Source organism: Pseudomonas sp. IT-P100, assembly GCF_949767185.1.
Classification (GTDB): Bacteria; Pseudomonadota; Gammaproteobacteria; order Pseudomonadales; family Pseudomonadaceae; genus Aquipseudomonas; species Aquipseudomonas fluorescens_B.
On the sequence record NZ_CATKQK010000056.1, the window covers coordinates 158,718 to 180,126 of the forward strand.

At 57.1% G+C, this 21,409-nt stretch carries 20 protein-coding genes and 1 pseudogene; 7 read left to right on the forward strand and 14 right to left on the reverse strand.

The genetic code is table 11. The features are described 5' to 3' along the window. The first annotated feature begins 141 nt into the window (after positions 1–141). Complete coding sequence (locus ACM6IQ_RS26135) at positions 142–2,091, forward strand: BCCT family transporter (RefSeq protein WP_235864486.1); 1,950 nt, start codon at positions 142–144, stop codon at positions 2,089–2,091. A gap of 254 nt (positions 2,092–2,345) precedes the next feature. On the opposite strand, the gene choV is transcribed toward ACM6IQ_RS26135, so the two are convergent. From choV to ACM6IQ_RS26150, 3 genes are all read right to left on the reverse strand, one after another. Continuing rightward, entirely contained in the window at positions 2,346–3,524 is a 1,179-nt protein-coding gene (choV, locus tag ACM6IQ_RS26140; RefSeq protein WP_017341208.1) for a choline ABC transporter ATP-binding protein, read from the reverse strand. Continuing rightward, positions 3,521–4,366 (reverse strand): choline ABC transporter permease subunit, encoded by an 846-nt coding sequence (gene choW, locus ACM6IQ_RS26145; protein ID WP_017341207.1) that lies wholly within the window; start codon positions 4,364–4,366, stop codon positions 3,521–3,523. Before choW ends, choV begins: the two co-directional genes overlap by 4 nt. Before the next feature lie 66 nt (positions 4,367–4,432). Beyond that, positions 4,433–5,380 (reverse strand): choline ABC transporter substrate-binding protein, encoded by a 948-nt coding sequence (locus ACM6IQ_RS26150; protein WP_017341206.1) that lies wholly within the window; start codon positions 5,378–5,380, stop codon positions 4,433–4,435. A 435-nt stretch (positions 5,381–5,815) separates the two neighbouring features. Between ACM6IQ_RS26150 and ACM6IQ_RS26155 the strand changes: the two genes are divergently transcribed. Continuing rightward, a complete protein-coding gene (locus ACM6IQ_RS26155; RefSeq protein WP_414880187.1) occupies positions 5,816–7,192 on the forward strand; it encodes an L-serine ammonia-lyase in 1,377 nt (458 codons plus the stop codon). Positions 7,193–7,787: 595 nt separating this feature from the next. Then, on the forward strand, positions 7,788–8,891 hold the full coding sequence (locus ACM6IQ_RS26160) for a GlxA family transcriptional regulator (protein WP_017341204.1): 1,104 nt from the start codon (positions 7,788–7,790) through the stop codon (positions 8,889–8,891). A gap of 94 nt (positions 8,892–8,985) precedes the next feature. Here ACM6IQ_RS26160 and ACM6IQ_RS26165 read toward each other — a convergent pair whose 3' ends face one another. The 6 genes from ACM6IQ_RS26165 to ACM6IQ_RS26190 form a co-directional block, all read right to left on the reverse strand. Continuing rightward, positions 8,986–9,249: a hypothetical protein gene (locus tag ACM6IQ_RS26165; RefSeq protein ID WP_017341203.1), complete on the reverse strand. Its 264-nt coding sequence runs from the start codon at positions 9,247–9,249 to the stop codon at positions 8,986–8,988. Positions 9,250–9,645: 396 nt separating this feature from the next. Then, positions 9,646–10,809: a gamma-butyrobetaine dioxygenase gene (locus ACM6IQ_RS26170; protein ID WP_414880188.1), complete on the reverse strand. Its 1,164-nt coding sequence runs from the start codon at positions 10,807–10,809 to the stop codon at positions 9,646–9,648. 13 nt (positions 10,810–10,822) lie between these two features. Next, a complete protein-coding gene (locus tag ACM6IQ_RS26175; RefSeq protein WP_414880189.1) occupies positions 10,823–11,299 on the reverse strand; it encodes a thioesterase family protein in 477 nt (158 codons plus the stop codon). Between the two features lie 169 nt (positions 11,300–11,468). Then, entirely contained in the window at positions 11,469–12,434 is a 966-nt protein-coding gene (locus tag ACM6IQ_RS26180) for an L-carnitine dehydrogenase (RefSeq protein ID WP_414880190.1), read from the reverse strand. Positions 12,435–12,575: 141 nt separating this feature from the next. Beyond that, positions 12,576–13,463, reverse strand: a complete 888-nt coding sequence (locus tag ACM6IQ_RS26185) for a 3-keto-5-aminohexanoate cleavage protein (RefSeq protein WP_017341199.1) — start codon at positions 13,461–13,463, stop codon at positions 12,576–12,578. Between the two features lie 75 nt (positions 13,464–13,538). Further along, positions 13,539–14,483, reverse strand: a complete 945-nt coding sequence (locus tag ACM6IQ_RS26190; protein WP_017341198.1) for a choline ABC transporter substrate-binding protein — start codon at positions 14,481–14,483, stop codon at positions 13,539–13,541. A gap of 194 nt (positions 14,484–14,677) precedes the next feature. Between ACM6IQ_RS26190 and ACM6IQ_RS26195 the strand changes: the two genes are divergently transcribed. Next, positions 14,678–15,622 carry a GlxA family transcriptional regulator gene (locus tag ACM6IQ_RS26195; protein ID WP_017341197.1) on the forward strand — a complete coding sequence of 315 codons (945 nt, stop codon included), beginning with the start codon at positions 14,678–14,680 and terminating at the stop codon, positions 15,620–15,622. A 136-nt stretch (positions 15,623–15,758) separates the two neighbouring features. Here the strand turns inward: ACM6IQ_RS26195 and ACM6IQ_RS26200 are convergent, their stop codons facing one another. The 3 genes from ACM6IQ_RS26200 to ACM6IQ_RS26210 form a co-directional block, all read right to left on the reverse strand. Further along, positions 15,759–16,175, reverse strand: coding sequence for a DUF3010 family protein (locus ACM6IQ_RS26200; protein ID WP_414880191.1), 417 nt, complete (start codon positions 16,173–16,175; stop codon positions 15,759–15,761). 462 nt (positions 16,176–16,637) lie between these two features. Continuing rightward, positions 16,638–17,315 (reverse strand): hypothetical protein, encoded by a 678-nt coding sequence (locus ACM6IQ_RS26205; protein ID WP_414880192.1) that lies wholly within the window; start codon positions 17,313–17,315, stop codon positions 16,638–16,640. Further along, on the reverse strand, positions 17,275–17,859 hold the full coding sequence (locus tag ACM6IQ_RS26210; RefSeq protein ID WP_414880193.1) for a hypothetical protein: 585 nt from the start codon (positions 17,857–17,859) through the stop codon (positions 17,275–17,277). Before ACM6IQ_RS26210 ends, ACM6IQ_RS26205 begins: the two co-directional genes overlap by 41 nt. Positions 17,860–17,920: 61 nt before the next feature. Here ACM6IQ_RS26210 and ACM6IQ_RS26215 point away from each other — a divergent pair, with 61 nt between their 5' ends. Continuing rightward, positions 17,921–18,682, forward strand: coding sequence for a DUF5677 domain-containing protein (locus ACM6IQ_RS26215; RefSeq protein ID WP_414880194.1), 762 nt, complete (start codon positions 17,921–17,923; stop codon positions 18,680–18,682). Positions 18,683–18,946: 264 nt separating this feature from the next. Here the strand turns inward: ACM6IQ_RS26215 and ACM6IQ_RS26220 are convergent. Together ACM6IQ_RS26220 and ACM6IQ_RS26225 are read right to left on the reverse strand one after the other, a co-directional pair. Next, a pseudogene (locus ACM6IQ_RS26220) lies at positions 18,947–19,174 on the reverse strand (transcriptional regulator); the annotation flags it as partial. 8 nt (positions 19,175–19,182) lie between these two features. Then, complete coding sequence (locus ACM6IQ_RS26225) at positions 19,183–19,584, reverse strand: lysozyme inhibitor LprI family protein (RefSeq protein WP_017341195.1); 402 nt, start codon at positions 19,582–19,584, stop codon at positions 19,183–19,185. Positions 19,585–19,815: 231 nt separating this feature from the next. On the opposite strand from ACM6IQ_RS26225, the gene ACM6IQ_RS26230 reads away from it, so the two are divergent. Together ACM6IQ_RS26230 and ACM6IQ_RS26235 are read left to right on the forward strand one after the other, a co-directional pair. Continuing rightward, positions 19,816–20,793: a dipeptidase gene (locus ACM6IQ_RS26230; protein ID WP_008033250.1), complete on the forward strand. Its 978-nt coding sequence runs from the start codon at positions 19,816–19,818 to the stop codon at positions 20,791–20,793. Between the two features lie 78 nt (positions 20,794–20,871). Continuing rightward, positions 20,872–21,402, forward strand: a complete 531-nt coding sequence (locus ACM6IQ_RS26235; protein WP_007947752.1) for a DUF5943 domain-containing protein — start codon at positions 20,872–20,874, stop codon at positions 21,400–21,402. The last annotated feature ends 7 nt before the right edge of the window (positions 21,403–21,409 follow it).

Consider the following 21,409-nt stretch of genomic DNA (forward strand, 5'->3'; position numbering starts at 1 on the left):
CCGCCGGTCGGCTGCCAACTCATCGATTGGTCGGGTATCGCGTTGCCTTGTGTTCTTCTCTCGCACTGCCGGAGCCTCTGTGCCATGAGTTCTGCCTCTCTTATAAAGACCCCGCCCGAGAAGGTGACGGTCAACGGTTGGGTGTTCTACACCTCTACCGCGCTGATCCTGCTGTTGACCGCCATTCTGATCATCGCCCCGCAAGAGGCCGGCAGAATGCTCGGAGTGGCTCAGGCCTGGTTGTCCCGCAGCTTCGGCTGGTACTACATGGTGGTGATCGCCGCGTACCTGGTTTTCGTGGTCGGCCTGGCGTTTTCGTCCTACGGCAAACTCAAACTGGGCAGCAAGGACGACACCCCGGACTTCAGCTATGGCGCCTGGGCGGGGATGCTGTTCTCCTCGGGTATCGGCATCTCGCTGTTGTATTTCGGTGCTTCCGAGCCGCTGGACCACTACTTCAACCCGCCGGAAGGCGTTTCGGCCAGCAACATGGCCGCACGTCAGGCGGTGCAGCTGACTTTCCTGCACTGGGGCCTGCACGGTTGGGCGATCTACGCACTGGTCGGCCTGGCCGTTGCTTACTTTGCCTACCGTCATAATCAGCCGCTGGCGTTGCGTTCGGCGCTGTATCCGCTGGTGGGCGAACGTTGGGTCAAAGGCGCGGCCGGTCACGCGGTGGACGGCTTCGGCATGTTCGTGACCCTGCTGGGGCTGGTGACGAACCTGGGGATCGGTTCGCTGCAAGTGTCGTCGGGCCTTGAAAACCTGTTCGGCATGGAACACAGCAACACCAACCTGCTGATCGTGATCATCGTGATGAGCACCGTGGCGACTATCGCTGCCGTGTCCGGCGTGGAAAACGGCATTCGCCGTCTGTCCAACCTGAACATCGTGTTGTTCAGCGGGCTGCTGATTTTCGTGCTGCTGTTCGGACCGACTTTGCACCTGCTCAACGGCTTTGTGCAGAACATCGGTGACTACCTGAACGGCGTGGTACTGAAGACCTTCGACCTCTACGTTTACGAAGGCGACAGTGAGAAGTCCGACCGCTGGTTGGGCCTGTGGACCCTGTTCTACTGGGCCTGGTGGATTTCCTGGGCGCCATTCGTAGGCATGTTCATCGCGCGTATTTCCCGCGGTCGCACGGTGCGTGAACTGGTGGCGGGCGTGCTGCTTATTCCGCTGGGGTTCACCCTGGCGTGGCTGTCGATCTTCGGTAACTCGGCCCTGGACCTGGTGATGAACCATGGGGCGGTGGAGCTCGGGAAGACGGCGCTGGAACAGCCGTCCATGGCGATCTACCAGTTGCTGGAGCATTACCCGGCGTCGAAAGTGGTGATCGGCGTGTCGATCTTCGTGGGTTTCGTGCTGTTCCTGACCCCGGCGGATTCCGGTGCGGTGATGATGGCCAACCTTTCGTGCAAGGGCGGCAATGTCGACGAAGATGCACCGCACTGGCTGCGGATCTTCTGGTCCGTGGTGATCACCCTGGTGACCATCGGCCTGCTGTTCGCCGGTAACTTCGAAGCCATGCAAACCATGGTGGTGCTGGCCGGCCTGCCGTTCTCGGTGGTGCTGGTGTTCTTCATGTTCGGCTTGCACAAGGCCATGCGCCAGGACGTGCAGATCGAACAGGAGCAAGCGGAACTGGCTGCACGCGGTCGTCGTGGTTTCAGCGAGCGTCTGACCCAGCTGGACCTGCAACCGAACCAGTCGATCGTTCAGCGCTTCATGGACAAGCAAGTCAGCCCGGCGCTGGAAGAGGCCGTGGTTCAGCTGCGTGGCAAAGGTCTGGACGTGCAAACGTTGCTGGGCAAGGCCAAGCGCTGCATGGGCCTGCGGATCGAGATGGAAGAGGGCAACCCTTTTGTCTACGAAGTGAGCCTGGACGGCTATCTGGCGGCGGCGAGCGACACGGTGTCGGCCGAAAGTGCCGATGAACCGCGCGCACGTTACTACCGCGCCGAGGTGTACCTGCACAACGGCAGCCAGGATTACGACTTGATGGGCTTCACTCAGGATCAGATCACCCGTGACGTGCTCGATCAGTTCGAAAGCCATCGGCAGCTCCTTGGCCGGGTCTATAGCTGAAACTTGAGGTCATGCGGTGCAAGTTGCTGCACCGCAGATCCATTGTGGCGAGGGAGCTTGCTCCCGCTCGACTGCGTAGCAGTCGCATTTAACGATAACGCGGTCTTTCTGAATGACCGTGGTGTCGGGTTTTGGGGTTGCTACGCAACCCAGCGGGAGCAAGCTCCCTCGCCACAGTTATCAGCATTCCAAGCCAAATATCTGCACTAACAAAAACGCCGCGATCCTCTCGCGGCGTTTTTGTGTCTGTTGCCTTAGCCCAGGTTCTTGCCGAGCAGCGCGTGATACAGCTCGCTGTCGCCGAGAATCCCGACCACCTTGTTGTTGTCGTGCAGTACCAGCTTGTTGCCGGTCTGATAACGAATCTGCAGCGCATCGCGCATGCCGATGTTCGAATCCACCAGGGTGGGTCGACGACCCAGCCCTTCTACCGCCTGACCCGGCACCCAGTTCTGCAGATCCAGCGCTGAACCATTCTGGCGTGCGCCCTTGATGGTGTTGCCTTCGGCCAGGTCCAGCCACGAATCGCCGCCCGGATCGAGGCAGACCGAACCGTTGATGCGTTTGCAGTTGTCGAGGGTGCGCATCAGGCTGCGACCGCACAACACGTTCAGCGGGTTGGTGTGCGCGACAAAGGTCCGCACGTAATCGTCCGCCGGGTTCAACACGATTTCTTCTGGCTTGCTGTACTGAATGATCCGACCGTCTTTCATGATCGCGATGCGGCTGCCAAGCTTCAGGGCTTCATCGAGGTCGTGGCTCACGAACACGATGGTTTTGCTGAGCTTGCGTTGCAGTTCCAGCAGTTCGTCTTGCAGGCCCTGGCGGATCAGCGGGTCGAGGGCCGAGAAGGGTTCGTCCATCAACAGAATGTCGGCGTCCATCGCCAGCGCGCGGGCCAAACCAACACGCTGCTGCATGCCGCCGGAGAGCTCGTCCGGCTTCTTGTTGCGCCACTGGGTCAGACCCACCAGCTCAAGCTTTTCGTCCACCAGTTTGCGCCGTTCTTTCTCGGGGCGGCCCTGCATTTCCAGACCGAAGCTGATGTTCTCGCGCACCGTCAGCCAAGGCATCAGGGCGAACTTCTGGAACACCATCGCGATACGCTTGGTGCGCATCATTTTCAGTTCTGCCGGAGTACAGGACGCGATGTCGATCTGCTTGCCTTCGTGCTCGACAAACAACTTGCCACGGCTGACGGTGTTGAGGCCGTTGATGCAGCGCAGCAGGCTCGATTTGCCGGAGCCGGACAGGCCCATCAGCACGCAGATTTCACCTTTATCGATATCCAGGCTGGCCTTTTCAACACCGACGATCTGGCCGGTCTTTTTCAGGATCTGGTCGCGGGTCATGCCTTGGTCGAGGAGCTTGAGCGCCTCGCGCGGATCTTTGGAGAAGATTACGTCGACGTCTTCGAAGCGAATAATGCTCATGCGTCACCCCCTGCTTTAGCGTCGGGTTGTTTGCAGATACGGTCGAGCATGATCGCCAGCAATACGATCGCCAGGCCGGCTTCGAAGCCCAGGGCGATATCAGCAGTGTTCAGTGCGTTGACCACGGGTTTGCCCAGGCCGTCGGCGCCCACCAGTGCCGCGATCACCACCATCGACAACGACAGCATGATGCACTGGGTGATACCGGCCGCGATGCTTGGCATGGCGTGGGGCAATTCAATCCGTGAGAGCAATTGACGACGCGAGCAGCCGAAGGCTTTGCCGGCGTCCATCAGTTCCTGAGGAACATCGCGAATGCCCAGGTATGTCAGGCGGATAGGCGCGGCAATCGCGAACACTACCGTTGAAATCAGACCCGGGACCACACCCAGACCGAAGAGGGTCAGGGTAGGAATGAGGTAAACGAAGGTCGGTACGGTCTGCATCAGATCGAGTACCGGACGCATCACGGTGTAGAACATCGGCTTGTGCGCGGCGACGATGCCCAGCGGCACGCCGATGACCACGCAGACCAGGGTGGCGAACAACACCTGGGCGAGGGTTTCCATGGTTTCCTGCCAGTACCCCAGATTGAGGATCAGCAGAAAGGAGGCAATGACGAAAACGGTCAGCCCCCACTTTCGTTGAATGAAATGTGCCAGTAGCGCGATGAGGCCGATCAATGCCAGCGGGTTGAACCAGGTCAGCGCAAAAGTCACGCCGTGGATCATCGTTTCCAGTGACACGGCGATTGCGTCGAAGGTGTTGGCGCCGTGTTGCGTCAACCATTCAACGAAGCCCGCAATGTACTGGCCTAGAGGTATTTTCTGATCAATCAGCATGGTAGTGAACGTCCGCATGCAAGGAAATAAACAGCCCGGGCGAGCGAACCCGCCCGGCGTAAGCGATTACTGCGCGAGCTTGGCTTTCACGGCCTCCAGGCCTGGTTTACCGTCAATGGTGGTCACGCCAGCGAGCCAGGTATCGAGGACCTGTGGGTTCTTTTTCAGCCAGGCCTTGGCGGCCGCTTCAGGCTTCATTTTGTCGTCCAGGATGTTGCCCATCAGTGAGCTTTCCATGTCGACGGTGAATTCCAGGTTTTTCAGCAACTGGCCCACGTTGCTGCACTCCTGGACGTACCCCTTGCGGGTATTGGTTGCCACGGTGGCTGCACCGAAGTCAGGGCCGAAGAAGTCGTCACCACCGGTCAGGTACTGAATCTTGAAACGCTTGTTCATCGGATGCGGCGCCCAGCCGAGGAATACGACGGCGGTGTCGCGTTTCTGCGCGCGGTCGACTTGCGACAACATGCCCGCTTCGCTGGATTCGACCATCTTGAATCCGGCGTCCTTCAAGCCGAAGGCGTTCTTGTCGATCATACTCTGGATCAGACGGTTGCCGTCGTTACCCGGTTCGATGCCGTAGATCTTGCCGTCGAGTTCTTTCTTGAATTTGGCGATGTCGGCGAAGTCATGCAGCCCTTTGTCGTACAGCGCCTGCGGCACGGCGAGGGTGTACTTGGCGCCGGTGAGGTTGGTGCGCACGACATCCACGGTGCCGGCATCGCGGTAGGCCTTGATGTCGTTTTCCATGGTCGGCATCCAGTTACCGAGGAAAATATCCATGTTCTTGCCATCGGCCAGGGACTTGTAGGTCACCGGAACGGAAATCATGGTGGTTTTGGTCTTGTAGCCCAGGGCATCGAGCACGACGCTGGTGGTGGCGGTTGTCGCGGTAATGTCGGTCCAGCCGACATCGGAGAAGTTTACGGTACTGCACTGAGCGGGTTCTGCGGCTTGAGCCAGTAACGGCAGACTCAGCATGGCGGCCAACAACAACGACGGGGAACCTTTCATGGATGGACTCCTTGGTGTTTTTTTTGGCAGTGTTCCGACTGGACCACCGCACTTATAGGTTGCGGTTGGATGGCGTTTTGGAGACAGCTCTACCAGGGCGCCTTGCAATCGAGTCGATACGATCATGTACCAGTGAAAATCTGACGCCTACAGGGTGCGTCGTAACCAGTACAGGGATGGTCGCATCCAGTGTCGGTGACGTCGTTTACAGATTTTTTCAGCCCCTTTTCCCCCTCTGCATCGCCAAAAAATGGCGAAAACATGGCGTAAAACGCACACGGCGTTGGTGGGCATGAGTGCGTCGGTGTGAGACGTCGAACGACACCGCAAAAGCCTGATGATGCGGCCATCTCGGCGGATTGCAGCTTGAGCGTAGCAGCTCCGTCACCGGGCGCTTCTGCGTCTGGAGTAGGCACATCCAGGAGTTCGGCAGTAATGGCTATCAGCGTTTTCGACCTGTTCAAAATCGGCATCGGTCCTTCCAGTTCGCACACCGTGGGGCCGATGCGCGCCGCGGCGCTGTTCGTGCAAGGTTTGCGTGAACAGGGTCTTTTGGAACAAGTGCGGCGCGTCGAAGTTCAGCTTTATGGCTCGTTGTCCGCCACCGGCATCGGTCACGGCAGCGACAACGCGGTGATCATGGGCCTGATGGGCGAGTGGCCGGACGCGATCGATCCGTCGCAAATCGGCATTCGCATTGAAACCCTGCGCGAAACCCACACGCTGCTACTCGATGGCCGTTTGTCGGTGCCGTTCATCTGGGGCCGGGACATGCGCCTGATCGACGAAAACCTGCCGTTCCACCCCAACGCCATGACCCTGATCGCCGAAGGCGATGACGGCGAGCTGCACCGCGACACCTACTATTCCATCGGCGGCGGATTTGTCGTTGATGAAGCCCAGGCATCCAGCGGTGTGGTGGATCTGGATCGCACCGAGTTGCCGTACGATTTCTCCAGCGCCGTCGAACTGCTCAGCCTCTGCAAGCAGCACAACTTGCGTGTTGCCGAATTGATGATGGCCAACGAGAAGGTCTGGCGCAGCGAAGAAGAAATCCGCGCCGGGCTGATGAAACTCTGGCGGGCGATGCAGGATTGCGTCGAGCAGGGCCTCAAGCACGAAGGCATCCTGCCCGGTGGCCTGAACGTGCGCCGCCGTGCAGCCAAATTGCACCGTAGCCTGCAGGAGTTGAACAAGCCCAACGTGATCGGCTCGACCTTGAGCGCTATGGAGTGGGTCAACCTGTTCGCCCTGGCGGTCAACGAAGAAAACGCCGCCGGCGGGCGCATGGTCACGGCGCCGACCAACGGCGCGGCGGGGATCATTCCGGCGGTGTTGCACTACTTTATGAAGTTCAGCGAGGCGGTGACCGACGCCAACGTGGTCGACTATTTCCTCAGTGCCGCCGCGGTAGGGATTCTGTGCAAGAAGAACGCTTCGATTTCCGGTGCGGAAGTCGGTTGCCAGGGCGAAGTCGGTTCGGCTTGCGCCATGGCGGCTGCGGGACTGGCGGAGATTCTTGGCGCCACGCCGGAGCAGTTGTGCAATGCGGCGGAAATCGGCCTGGAGCATAACCTCGGCCTGACCTGCGATCCGGTCGGCGGACTGGTGCAGGTGCCGTGCATCGAGCGCAATGCGATTGCCGCGGTGAAAGCGATCAACGCGGCACAGATGGCGTTGCGCGGCGATGGTCAGCACTTTATTTCGCTGGACCGGGTGATCCGCACCATGCGTGATACCGGGGCGGATATGCATGACAAATATAAAGAGACATCGCGGGGTGGGTTGGCGGTGAGTGCGGTCGAGTGCTGAAACCGCGTCGACCCTGTGGCGAGGGAGCTTGCTCCCGCTCGGCTGCGCAGCAGTCGCAAGACCGGCGACTGCGGTGTACCTGAAAGAATGCGGTCGCAGGGTTTGGGGCTGCTGACGCAGCCCATCGGGAGCAAGCTCCCTCGCCACAGGACGGTTTCTGCCACACCAGACCAGTCAAAACTGCGCGCTAAGTGAACACGGGAATTGAAACGCGCCACGTTTTGGCGCGTCGCTTACAGATAAGCCACGTGTATCAAGCCAGGGATCCAAACCGGCCCTGACCGTTCGTCTCTCGTGCTTGCGGTGACACTCTTTTCAGGGGCGCCGCAGCCCTGTTCCCACAAGTGCTACCGATCTGCTCACACGCAACGGAGCAGAGCGCTTGCTGCCCTTCCTGATACGTATAACCCCTACTCGCGACGCGGCTTATATAGACACGCCGCGACGTCGTTTTCAGGAGTTATTGAACGCGCATTCAATTTTAGGCATGGCAATTGCTCTGTCATTACAAAGCCCGTCTCCCATGCGAGAACGATGGCAATAACAAGAGCCTCCGCCTGAGGCCATCACCCGCTTTGTGTGAGGAGATACCGCGATGACGACGTTCAACTCCGGGGCTCAACCCCAGAACCGTGCGCCTCAATCCATCGGCTTTCTGCTGCTGGACAATTTCACGCTGATTTCTCTGGCCTCCGCCGTAGAGCCCCTGCGTATGGCCAACCAATTGTCCGGTCGCGAGCTGTATCGCTGGACCACGCTCACCGTCGACGGCGGTCAGGTCTGGGCCAGTGACGGTCTGCAGATCACCCCCGACGCCTCGATGCACAAAGCACCCTCCATGGACACCATCATTGTCTGCGGCGGTATCGGCATCCAGCGCACCGTAACCCGCGAGCACGTGTCGTGGCTGCAAAGCCAGGCGCGTCAGTCCAAGCGCCTCGGTGCGGTTTGTACCGGCAGCTGGGCCCTGGCCTGTGCCGGCCTGCTGGACGGTTTTGATTGCAGCGTGCACTGGGAATGCCTGGCCGCTATGCAGGAAGCCTTCCCGCGCGTGGCCATGAGCACCCGTTTGTTCACCCTCGACCGTAACCGTTTCACCAGCTCCGGCGGCACCGCGCCGCTGGACATGATGCTGCACCTGATCAGTCGCGATCACGGTCGTGAACTGTCGGCTGCGATCTCGGAAATGTTCGTCTACGAGCGCATCCGTAACGAACAGGATCACCAGCGCGTGCCACTCAAGCACATGCTCGGTACCAACCAGCCGAAGTTGCAGGAAATCGTTGCGCTGATGGAAGCCAACCTTGAAGAGCCGATCGACCTCGACGAACTGGCGGTGTACGTCGCCGTGTCCCGTCGACAACTCGAGCGGTTGTTCCAGAAATACCTGCATTGCTCGCCGTCGCGTTACTACCTGAAACTGCGTTTGATCCGCGCCCGGCAATTGCTCAAGCAAACGCCGATGTCGATCATCGAAGTGGCGTCAGTGTGCGGCTTCGTGTCCACGCCGCACTTCTCCAAGTGCTACCGCGAATACTTCGGCATTCCTCCGCGTGACGAACGCGTAGGCTCCAACACCACGCAACAAGTGGCGATGATGCCGCTGCCGCAAGCATTGGTGCTGTCGCCTTTGTCCGGGCCGTTGTCGGCGCTGAGTCAGGCGCGCAATGAGTCGACGTTTGCCAGCGTAAGGCTCTAAACCGAGGCGCCTTTGGAAAAAGATCGCAGCCTTCGGCAGCTCCTGCAAAGATCGGTGCAGGAGCTGCCGAAGGCTGCGATCGTTTGATCTTTTATCAGGCGCTACGGCTTTGCTGGTACTCCGCCAATGCCGGCAACAATTGCTTGTCGATGGCCTGGCGCACCGCCGGCAGGATGGTCGCGCTGCTGGTATACATCTGCTTGACCATAGTCCGCAGTGTCATCGCCCGCTCATCATTCAAGCCCCGCACCGCACACTCGCAAGCCTGCTCGGCCGTGGAGCCGTTCGGTACTTGAAAACCCAACGATTTCAGTTGGCCCAACAGGTCTTCCTGGTCAATCAAATCGGCGTGCATCATGACGCAATCCTTCTTCAGGGAACGGTGTCGTGGTTCGATTCTCGTAGGGGGACGGGGTGGCGGCAAGGACGATTTGTCGCAATGGCCGCTATACCTATGAACAGGTCGTTTTCGGCTAACTTGCGAGAGGGGAGAGTGGGCACACTGGATTCAGCTGGCTCCTCGACGGTTTGGTCACCCTCGCGCAACGGCTCCTCAACAGTACCTTCTACCCCGATCCTGTCACGGCTTGATCGGGGTTTTTTTTGTCTGTGAATACGGGTTTTTGTGTTGTATGGGCGGACGCCATCGCGGGCAAGCCACGCTCCCACAGAATCGGGGGGGGGCACCACCGGTTTGGCGAACGCCGCGCAACCTCTGGGAGCGTGGCGTGCCCGCGATGAACGATGACGCGGTTTAACGCTGTAACACGAGGATTCGCGAGAGCAACTCATCCCGATCGACATAGCACCCCTGAAAATGCCGGGCGCCGCTGGCGGGGTCGAAGGCGTTGCGTGCGTGAAGGGTGCGGCGGTTATCAAAGCACCACATCTCCCCCGGATTAAGCCGTGTCATCACCCGGAATCGCGCCTCGCGAGTCATCGCGATGAAGCGCCGGTAAGCGCGATACAACCTGGGCATCTCATCCACCGATGCATCAAACGGCCCACGCAAAAAGTTCGCCATACGGATTTCCGACACCTGCCCCAACGCATCCAGCGCGATGATCGGCGCGAGGCAGCGGTAGTCGCTGTGACGGTCCTTGTTGCGAAACTCCACAGGGATTTCACACAAGGCCTTGAACGACTCGGGATCTTCCTCGCGCAACGCGTGGGCAATTGCAAAACCGTCGATAAAAATACTCTCGCCCCCGTCCGCGTCATTGACCAGGCAATGCAGGAATTGCAGGCCCGGTTGCAACTCCCGGGTCGGCAGGTCGCTGTGCAACGGCAGATTGAAAGCGGTGTAGGCATTGCTGTCGGCATCGGCCTTGGATTGCACGTTGAACAGCACGCCGAAATTGCTCTCCCGGATGAAGGAAATCCGCTGGGCAATCAGCTTCAGCGAGCCCGGTTCGGTGGGCACGCCGCGCACTTGAGTCAGGCCGGTATCGCGCACCGCTAAAAGCCACTGCAACAGCGCATCGTTATCGTTCATCAACGCCTGGTAGTCGAACACTGGCAGTTGAAAGTCGCTTTTCCACAGCCTGGATTTCGGCTTGCCGGCCCGGCGTTCGGCGCGGGATTCGTCGTCATAGGCGTGGGCCCGCAACCAGCCTGGATCAAAGCGACTCTGGTGGCCGTCCTGCCAATCGACACGCAGGCAACCTTCAGCATCGACACGCGCATTTGCCGCCGTCAGGTCCTCAGCCACATCGACGATTTCCAGTACCTGCTCGCGGGTCACGGTGTAGACGCATTGCGGACACGGGCAGTTGTCCCGCAGCCATTGATGATGAAAGGGGCTGACACGGGTATCCGCCCATGTCACAAGAATGCGATCCGCCAAGGCCTGCACGCCACTCAGCGCGCTGATCAACGGATAAGTACGAAAGTCGGCAAACGCAGCGGCGGTGTTCATGGTGATCTCCTTGTTATTTTTTTGTAGGTAGAGCGATCACTCGGCCAATGCAGGCAGGGGCAGGCAGGTCGGTTTGTTCGGCAACGATGGCTTGCAGCTTGTCCAGCGTTGCTTCGCTGAACGGCGCGGAACGCGGTCCTGCGAGGTCGACGTGCAGCAGCATTTGTTCGTTGCCCGCCAGTTCCTTGTCATCGCCGACCAGATGCAGGCTGTGATAGAGGTGCAGGCGTTTGCTGTCGTGAGCAATGATCTGGGTGTGCACTTCAACGTTGGCGCCGAGCTTCACTTCGTGCAGGTAGTTGAGGTGCAGTTCGAGGGTAAACAGCGAGCTGCCGCTGGCTTCGCGGTTGTCGCTGTCCATGCCCAGACGGTCCATCAGTGCGTCGGTGGCGTAGCTGAAAATCAGCAGGTAGAAGGCGTCGCGCAGGTGGCCGTTGTAGTCGACCCAGTCGGGGATGATTGTGGTTTGGTAGGTGGTGAGGGTGGGCATGGTGGAACTCCACAAATAGTGCGGGTGTGTGGCGAGGGAGCTTGCTCCCGCCGGACTGCGCAGCAGTCCCAAACCAATGTATGCGGTGCATCAGTCAAATCGCATTCGCTGGTTTTACGACCGCTTCGCGGCCGAGCGGCAGCAAGTTCCCTCGCCACAAGGGCAGTGTTTACTCGCTGAACGCCATCCCATGCTTTTCTTTGGTGGTCTTCACCGCCTCAAGCACCGCCAGCAGGCAGTCATCACGATAGCGCTCCAGCGCGGAAATGCTGTGCTTGCCCAACTGATCACTGGTGCCGTCCACCACATCGTCGATCAACTTGTCGGTCAGTTCCGGTGCTGGCAGGTACGTCCACGGCAATTGCAACGCCGGCCCGAACTGCGCCATGAAGTGCCGCATGCCGGCATCGCCTCCGGCCAGGGTGTAAGTCAAAAAGGTGCCCATGAACGACCAGCGCAGACCCGCGCCAAAACGGATCGCGTCGTCGATTTCACCGGTGGTCGCCACACCGTCGTTGACCAGGTGCAGCGCCTCGCGCCACAGTGCTTCGAGCAAACGGTCGGCGATGAATCCTGGCACTTCCTTGCGCACATGGAGCGGACGCATGCCCAAGGATTCGTAGACTTTCATGGCGGCTTGAACGGCTTCCGGGGCAGTGTTCCTGCCGCCGACCACTTCCACCAGGGGCAACAGATAAACCGGGTTGAACGGGTGGCCGACCACGCAGCGTTCCGGGTGGGTCGAGCTCTCGTAGAACTCGCTCGGCAACAGGCCCGAAGTGCTGGAGCCGATCAAGGCATCGGGCTTGGCCGCCGCGCTGATTTTGCTGTGCAGTTCCAGTTTCAGATCGAGGCGTTCCGGGGCGCTTTCCTGAATGAAATCGGCATCGCGAACACATTCTTCGATGGTCGCGACAAAGCGCAGGCGATCTTGCGAAGCACCGGGCGCCAGGCCTTGTTTCTCCAGTGCGCCCCAGGCATTGGCGACGCGTTTGCGCAGGGCGGCTTCGGCACCGGGCGCCGGGTCCCAGGCCACCACGTCGAGGCCGTGGGCGAGAGCGCGGGAGACCCAGCCGCTGCCGATGACACCGCTGCCCAGGGCGGCGAAGGTTTTGATTTCGGTGATAAAAGTCATGGCGATTACCTGAATTTGGCTCGGAAAAAACTGTGTGAGCGAGCCTGCTCGCGATGGCGGTATTCCTGTCGCAGATGATGTTTCGGTTGTACCGACGTCATCGCGAGCAGGTTCGCTCACACAGGGGGAAAGGTGTCGGGATCAACCGCGCTTGGTCAGGCCCATTTTTGCCCGGCCTTCCGCCGGCGTCAGAACCCGGGCGCCGAGGCGACTGAGGATTTCCGAGGCGCGTTCGACCAGTTGGCCGTTGGTTGCCAGCACACCCTTGTCCAGCCAGATGTTGTCTTCCAGACCGACCCGCACGTTGCCGCCCAGCAGCACCGCTTGCGCCGCCATCGGCATCTGCATGCGACCGATGCCGAAACCGGCCCACACGGCATTTGCCGGCAGGTTGTCGACCATGGCTTTCATGGTGGTGGTATCCGCCGGCGCGCCCCACGGGATGCCCAGGCAGAGCTGGAACAGCGGGTCGTCGAGCAGGCCTTCCTTGATCAACTGTTTGGCGAACCACAGGTGACCGGTGTCGAAAATTTCCAGCTCGGCCTTCACGCCCAGCTCTTGAATGCGTTTGGCGCCAGCACGCAGCTGCGCCGGGGTGGACACGTAAATGGTGTCGCCGTCGCCGAAGTTCAGGGTGCCGCAATCGAGGGTGCAGATTTCCGGCAGCAGTTCTTCGACGTGGGCCAGACGGGTCAGTGGACCGACCAGGTCGGTGTTCGGACCGAACTCCATCGGGTTCTCGCCGGCGCCGATTTCCAGGTCGCCGCCCATGCCGGCGGTGAGGTTGACGATGATGTCGACGTCGGCCTCGCGGATGCGCTCCATCACTTCGCGGTACAGCGCCACGTCACGGCTGAATTTGCCGGTTTCCGGGTTGCGCACGTGGCAGTGGACCACGGTGGCGCCGGCCTTGGCGGCTTCCACGGCAGCAGCGGCGATTTGTTTCGGGGTGACCGGCACGTGTGGGCTTTTGCTGGTCGTGTCGCCAGCACCGGTGAGTGCGCAGGTGATGATGACGTCGTGGTTCATGAGGCGGGTTCCTTGCAGGCGTGATGATTCCGTTCGCAGCCCCGTAGGGCTGCGAGTCGGTGGTTCAATCGGGGTTTATTTGCTGGTCAGTTTCAAATTGTCAGCCGCTGGTTTGCCATCGAAGGTGGTCACACCTTCCAGCCAGCGTTGTTTGTCTTGCGGGTGATCTTTCAGCCATTGCTTGGCCGATTCGAACGCGTCCTTGTGATCCAGCAGCGGCTGCATCATCCGGCTCTCGTCTTCGGCGGTGTAGGTCAGGTTGCTGAGCAACTTGCCGATGTTCGGGCACTGCTGCGCGTAGTTCGGCGAGGTGACGGTCCAGACCGTGGCCATGCCCTCGTTCGGGCCCAGCGCGTCGTCGCTGCCGGTGAGGTAAGTCATCTGCACGTTGACGTTCATCGGGTGCGGCGCCCAGCCGAAGAACACCACGGCTTCTTTGCGGCGCACGGCGCGGTCCACCGCGGCGAGCATGCCGGCCTCGCTGGACTCGACCAACTGGAACTTGCCGAGGCCAAACTGGTTCTTGGCGATCATCGCCTTGATCTGGGTGTTGGCGCCCGAACCGGGCTCGATGCCGTAGATTTTGCCGCCCAGTTCTTTTTCGAACTTGGCGATGTCGGCAAAAGTCTTCAGGCCCTTGTCGGCGAGATAAGTCGGTACGGCGAGAGTGGCGCGGGCGTCTTTCAGGCTTGGCGCTTCAAGCACCTTGACCTGATTGGCGTCGACGAAAGGCGTGATGGTTTGCGTCATCAGCGGGTTCCAGTAGCCCAGGAACAAATCCAGGCGCTGGTCGCGGATCCCGGCGAAAATGATTTGCTGGGACGCGCTGGTTTGTTTGGTGTTGTAGCCGAGGCCATCGAGCAGGACCTGGGTCATGGCGCTGGTGGCGATCACGTCGGTCCAGTTCACCACGCCCATGCGGACGTTCTGGCAAGAAGCGGGTTCGGCGGCCATGACGCTGGCGCTCAGGAAAGCGGTACCGCTGAGTGCAAGAACACAGCTGCTGATCAGTCGTTTCATCTCAGGTTTCCTCGGCAGTTCGTTATTGTGGGTCCGGTCGTCTTTGTGCGCCGGTGATGCCAAGTTACGCAGCTTGAGGCCCGTCAAAGCGCACTGCGGCGACCAGCTCTTGCACTGCGGCGACCTGTGCTCTTGAATGCCGCGCGCAAGTGGCGTATCAACATCACACGCCAGCCGCCAACCGAGTGCGCTCCATGTCCCAGGATTTCTACTTCTTGTTGATGCCGGGTTTCTCGGCCATCGGCTTTATCTCGGCCATCGAGCCGCTGCGGGTCGCCAATCGCTTTCGCGGCGAGCTGTATCGCTGGCATGTGCTGAGCGCAGACGGCGGGGCGGTGCTGGCCAGTAACGGCATGTCGGTCAACGCCGATGCGGCACTAGAGCCGCTGAAGAAAGGTGCGACGCTGTTGGTGGTCGCCGGCTTCGAACCGCTGAAATTCGCCACCCCGGCACTGGAGCACTGGCTGCGCCGACTGGACAACGAAGGCGTGACCCTCGGCGCCATCGACACCGGCAGTTTCGTCCTTGCCGAAGCCGGCCTGCTCGACGGTCATCGCCTGACCCTGCACTGGGAAGCCATCGACGCCTTCAAGGAGTCTTATCCACAGCTCAGCGTCACCCAGGAGCTGTTCGAGATTGACCGTCGGCGCATCACCTCCGCCGGTGGCACCGCGTCCATCGACCTGATGCTCGACCTCATCGCCCAGGCCCACGGCCCGGAACTGGCGATCCAGGTCAGCGAACAATTCGTACTCGGCCGTATCCGCCCGCGCAAAGACCACCAACGCATGGAAGTCGCCACGCGGTATGGCATCAGCAACAAGAAGCTCGTTCACGTTATCGGCGAGATGGAACAGCACAGTGAGCCGCCGCTGACCACGCTGGAGCTTGCGGAATCTATCAAAGTGACGCGGCGGCAGCTGGAGCGTTTGTTTCGGCTGCACCTGAACGACACGCCGAGCAATTTCTACCTGCGACTAAGGCTGGAGAAGGCGCGGCAGTTATTACGTCAGACCAATATGAGTGTGCTGGAGGTGAGTATCGCGTGCGGGTTTGAGTCGCCGTCGTATTTCACCCGCAGTTATCGGGCGCGGTTTGCCCGTTGCCCCCGGGAAGACCGGCGTACTGCCAACGCCTGATGTAGGTACACAGAACCAATGTGGGAGCCAGCCTGCTAACGATGGCGGTGTGTCAGGCAACAATGTTGTTGACTGCTACTCCCTCATCGCCAGCAGGCTGGCTCCCACAGGTGATTTGTGTGGCCAGAAAGAACGCTTACTTCTTCAGCAGCGCCGAACACGCCGCCTTGTAAGCCTCATGCTGATACTTGTTCAACGTCCCCGGCAGCGCAAAATCAAACTTCTTGTTCTGCGCATTGATCGTCTGCGGTGACAAAAGCGTCACCTCGCAGTTCTCCAGCAACTGAAAAATGCCCTCGATCTTGAACGTGGTCGGCCCACCGGCGAATTCACCTTTCTTGCTGCGCTTCTTGATCGCGATCCGGTCAATGGCGTTCTCGCGAACAAACGACGCCACCTGAGCGGCAAAGACTTTGACGTTCGCGGCTTCGTCGTCATCGTCAAGGGCGATTTTCTTGGTGGGCAGGGCTACGTGACTCAGCGTCTGACCGTCCAGGGACGCGACGGCAATGATCGCTTCGCTGCCTTTGATTTCGATGCCGCAGATTTTCATAACGTATCCTCAGAGCTAAAATTAGTTTTGATTGATAGTTGTAGATTGATTGTAACTTCTGAAGATGGTTTTAAGAGAGCACATTTTTTATTGTTGTATATGAGCGATAAATAAAGCGTGGAGTTTTTATATTGATTAAGGCGGCTCTCATTATTTTGAGGCAAAGGACGGTCTTGTTGCTTTCGACGAGTATCGTATTTTTAGATATTGCTACTATTTGAGAATTATATTTAAGTTGGGTAGGGTTGTTAAGGTTGTAAGTCAAATATGGGAACATGGATGTAGGCGTCTTATAGAAGCCGCCGACAGAATGTGTGGGTGTTATTTTATAAGGAAACTCAATTCGATATGCCCATCTGCGATACTCTCCGTTTATACGTTCCGCAATGATTGGGGAGGCATGGGTCGGAAAAATGTCTAGCTTGAAGTCTTCGTAAACGCCAACGATATAAAAATTTTCCATTATCGGGCTCGGTTTTCAATTCCATATTTTGGGTTGTATGTGATTACTTTGCGCTTTAATGTCTTTTGGAGAGATTTGATAGTGTTGTTGAATAGGTAGGTGTTGGGTATATATATTTTATTGATATGCTTTTCTGAAAGCTTGTATTGGTTGCTTAACGAGAACTCAAAAAGCCAAGCGTGTGGATTTTTTTCATTGTACATGAAGTCTAGAATAGGGCTGTTAAAATGTTTTTCGAGTACAGGTTTGAATGAAGGGCAAGGGGCGTGATTTAATAGTTTGATTAACGAGCTGTTGGGTAATTTGAATAACTCATCGGTTAGTGCGTGGAACTTCTCATAGTTACAGTGTGAGAGCTTCAGGAATTCGTCTTTATCATAACTTGGCTTCAAAAATCCAAATTTAACACTGCCAGTATCAATAGGACTACCACCTTCAAAAAAATCACTGTTCTCTGTCAGAAAGGTGATGTTCAGTTCAATAATGATTGAGCCTCTGAGAAGTGGTGGGTTCTCAATTGGCATGCCAATGTTAAAGTAATCCGATGGAGTGGAGTCGATGTGATGAATGCCAGTTATCTTTTCAAGTATATGAAGTTTGTTTAGTGTCAAGATTTTTGAAAAAATTGTCATATGATTATTTCTTGGGTTTCTGTATCTGTTGTTGCCATTGCCCATTTGCGGCGTCTAAAATTGATTGATACTTTGTTTGGTATTTGTCGACTTTCTCAAGTGTTATTCTGTGTTTTATCGAATCGTCTTCTTCTTTTTTTCTATCCATGGTAATTGTATGGGCTAGTTCGTAGAGGGCGCATACGGTTTTTATGTTCATGCTCATTCGTTCCTGATACATATATTTACTTAATATTTGCCCTGCTAATCCACCTAGCGAGCTAGTAAAGATCGCGATCATTGAAATTGCAAAGAAGGATGCCTTTGCATTGAGAGCGATGAGTAGCGTTGTTAGAAATGCAAGAATCATCTGGCTTAAAGAAAAGAATTTATTATGTTTTTGGTTGCTGGCTCGTTTGGCATTGAACTCGAGTAGTCGTGCGGATATTTGTCTTTCTAGCTCTACAAGGCTGTTCAGATTGTGGTCCATAAAATCCTGTCCGGCAATGTTAAAATTTACACAAAACAGCTTGATGATGTCATATTGGCAGTATTCGTCAAGAGCTTCTGTTAAATTAACATGTTTTTGGTTTTTAGCTGACTGATTCATGGAGGTTTGAGTGCATTTTGTAGCGAAGTTCAGAATATGAATATCGATTTTAGGAGGGTGTATGTGGTTGGCGGATCTTGAATCTAAGTGTCAAGAGCTACTTCTTATCTGTAGCAGGATGGTGGCTGAGGTGAAAGGAGGTGAGTTCGATGATCTGAGATATATGTGTCATGCGTTTTTTCTTCGCCAAATTCAACATATGAAGAGTATCTTGCTTTTAAAGGGGGAGTGCGACAGTCAGCTCGTATCTCGAAGTATGTTTGAGGGCGCACTTTACTTGATGTATGCGGGAAAGGAGTGTCAGATTGCTAGGCGCTGGCGATTGTATTGCATTGTTGTGGATAAGCAAAAAATGGATGAGGCGGAGTTGAATGGTATTTCTGTCCCATCAGATATTAAGCGGATAATAAATGAGAATATCGTGGAGTGCGATGAGCTTTTTAAGTGTGAAGATGGACAGTATATTAATAACTGGCGAGAGGGTGAAAGTATTTATTCTATAGTCAAAAAAGTCGGTTTTGAAAAGTTGTATGATCAATATTATTTTCCAATGTCCGATTATCATCATTGGGGAACCGTGTCCGTGGGGAAACGCTACGCAATTATCGAAGGTGGATTGAGGCAGGTTGACTCATCTGTTACAGAGTCGGACAGAATCTCCTCTCTGCTTCTTGCTCTTTCATGTTTGTTATCTACTGCTGATTTTGCTGAGTCGCTTTTTAGTTGTAATGAAAGAGTTGCATTGAATAAGTTTAAGTTTGGCTTGAGTAGCATTCCGAGGTTGGTTGTTGATAAGGTGTCAATTAAGGCGGGAGGGTCGTAAGCGTTTGATTGGTATTCTTGTGATTTTCTTTAGTGCTGTTTTGGTTGGGTGATTGAGACGGAAACATATTTTCCGCTTGGAGCTTGTCGAGTGCGGTTTTTCGGCTTAGGCATTGTGTCTGCCCGGTCGCCACTTGAATGATAAAACTTTCGGTTGAAAAAAACTCGTCGCCGAAGGTTATTCCTATAAGGATATACGTTTAAGGGAAATACATTAAAAGGAGATAGGTTCGTCAGATTGACTGAAGACATTTTCGGTGTTCGGTCATAGCTTAAGCTGGTTGGGATTAATTCCAAGCACCACTGCGATTTTTCGCGGGTGGCCTTACGAAGCTTGGCGACTGTTTCCAGCAGGACGAAAGCCCGCTGAGGAATACCCATGCGCTTGGCCACTTCATCCAGGGTAAGGTTCAGGTGTTCGCGCCAGGCCCTGACAGGCAGGGCTCCGTCAACGATGCGGCTTGACTACCTCGTGGGGGATCAAATTAGTTTCCATCTCCTTTACTCCTGCCCAATCGACTCCAAAAACTCCGACCGCTCATCACTCATCCGCGCCACGCAGTCATTCTGCGCAATCGTAAACGCCTTGCTGCCACTGGTCGCCGGAAACGCTTCAACCGCGCAATCCGCGTCCCGGGTCTTCAGCCATTGCTGCTGGGCGGCCTTGATTTTGGCGGTGATGTCGGCCAGTTGCGTCGGGCTCTTGCCATAGAGCGTTTGCATGCGCTCGGTCAGGCTTTGGTAGTTGTCCTTGAGCAGGTCTTCGGCGGTGGTTCGGCTGTAGACCGAGCATTCCAGGGTCTGGACGTCGTTTTCGACTGCATCGCAGGGGTTGGTGTCGGACTCTTCAGCCGCCTGTACGCCGGTCGCTATCAGTGCCAAAGCCAGGAAGATCGATTTCATTGCGTCGCCCTAAATCCAGTAAGCATCCAGTAATACGCCGAATTCTGGCCCAAGCGGACGGCATTGAACAGCCAGGTGATAAGCGCCGATATCGACCCTTTGTCGCAGATTGACGCTTTCGGCAAACCCCCTGTCGTTTTTGCACCCGGCTGCACCGGTCCTCAGGCATATGCTGGCCCCAAAGCGCCGGCACACGATTCGGCGCACGAATCGCTAATAGGGGACAGCCTGATGAGCCCAGCCGAATTGCACGCCGACAGCATCGTTATCGACGGGCTGATTATTGCCAAGTGGAATCGCGAGTTGTTTGAAGACATGCGCAAGGGCGGTCTGACCGCGGCCAACTGCACCGTGTCGGTGTGGGAGGGCTTTCAGGCCACCGTCAACAACATCGCCGCCAGTCAGAAGCTGATCCGCGAGAACAGCGACCTGGTGATTCCGGTGCGCACCACCGCCGACATCCGCAAGGCCAAGGAGCAGGGCAAGACCGGCATCCTGTTCGGTTTCCAGAATGCTCACGCGTTTGAAGACCAGATCGGCTACGTCGAGGTGTTCAAGCAGCTGGGCGTCGGTATCGTGCAGATGTGCTACAACACCCAGAACCTGGTCGGCACCGGTTGCTACGAGCGCGATGGCGGCCTGTCGGGCTTCGGTCGTGAAATCGTTGCCGAGATGAACCGCGTTGGCGTCATGTGCGACCTGTCCCACGTCGGTTCGAAGACTTCCGAAGAAGTGATCCTCGAATCCAAGAAGCCGGTCTGCTACTCCCATTGCCTGCCGTCGGGCCTGAAAATTCACCCGCGCAACAAATCCGATGAAGAGCTGAAGTTCATCGCCGATCACGGCGGTTTCGTCGGTGTGACCATGTTCGCGCCGTTCCTGGCCAAGGGCATCGATTCGACCATCGACGATTATGCCGAAGCCATCGAATACACCATGAACATCGTTGGCGAAGACGCCATCGGTATCGGCACCGACTTTACCCAGGGCCATGGCCAGGACTTCTTCGAATACCTGACCCATGACAAGGGCTACGCCCGCCGTCTGACCAGCTTCGGCAAGATCATCAACCCGCTGGGCATCCGCACCGTGGGCGAGTTCCCGAACCTGACCGAAACCCTGCTCAAGCGCGGCCACTCCGAGCGCGTGGTCCGCAAGATCATGGGCGAGAACTGGGTCAACGTCCTCAAGGACGTCTGGGGCGAGTAAGCCACAGCACCTCTGAATCCTTTCCCCCGGCCGCCCGTGCCGGGGGCAACACCCAAATTTTTCTGGAGTTAAGTTTCCATGGCCAAGATCGCCCCGCAATTGCCAATCGAAGTCGACAGCGAAACCGGTGTCTGGACTTCCGACGCCCTGCCAATGCTGTACGTACCGCGTCACTTCTTCGTGAATAACCACATGGGCATCGAGGAAGTGCTGGGCGCCGAAGCCTATGCCGAGATCCTGTACAAGGCCGGCTACAAATCCGCCTGGCACTGGTGTGAAAAAGAAGCTGAATGCCACGGCCTGGAAGGCGTCGCGGTGTTCGAGCACTACATGAAGCGTCTGTCGCAACGCGGCTGGGGCCTGTTCAAGATCCAGGACATCGACCTCGACAAAGGCACCGCCAGCGTCAAGCTTGAACACTCGGCATTCGTCTACGTGTACGGCAAGGTCGGGCGCAAGGTCGACTACATGTTCACCGGCTGGTTTGCCGGTGCCATGGACCAGATTCTGCAGGCCCGCGGCAGCAAGATTCGTACGGTTGCCGAGCAAGTCTACGGTGGCTCCGAAGAAGGCCACGACGACGGTTTGTTCACCGTCAAGCCGTTGTAAGTCGAGG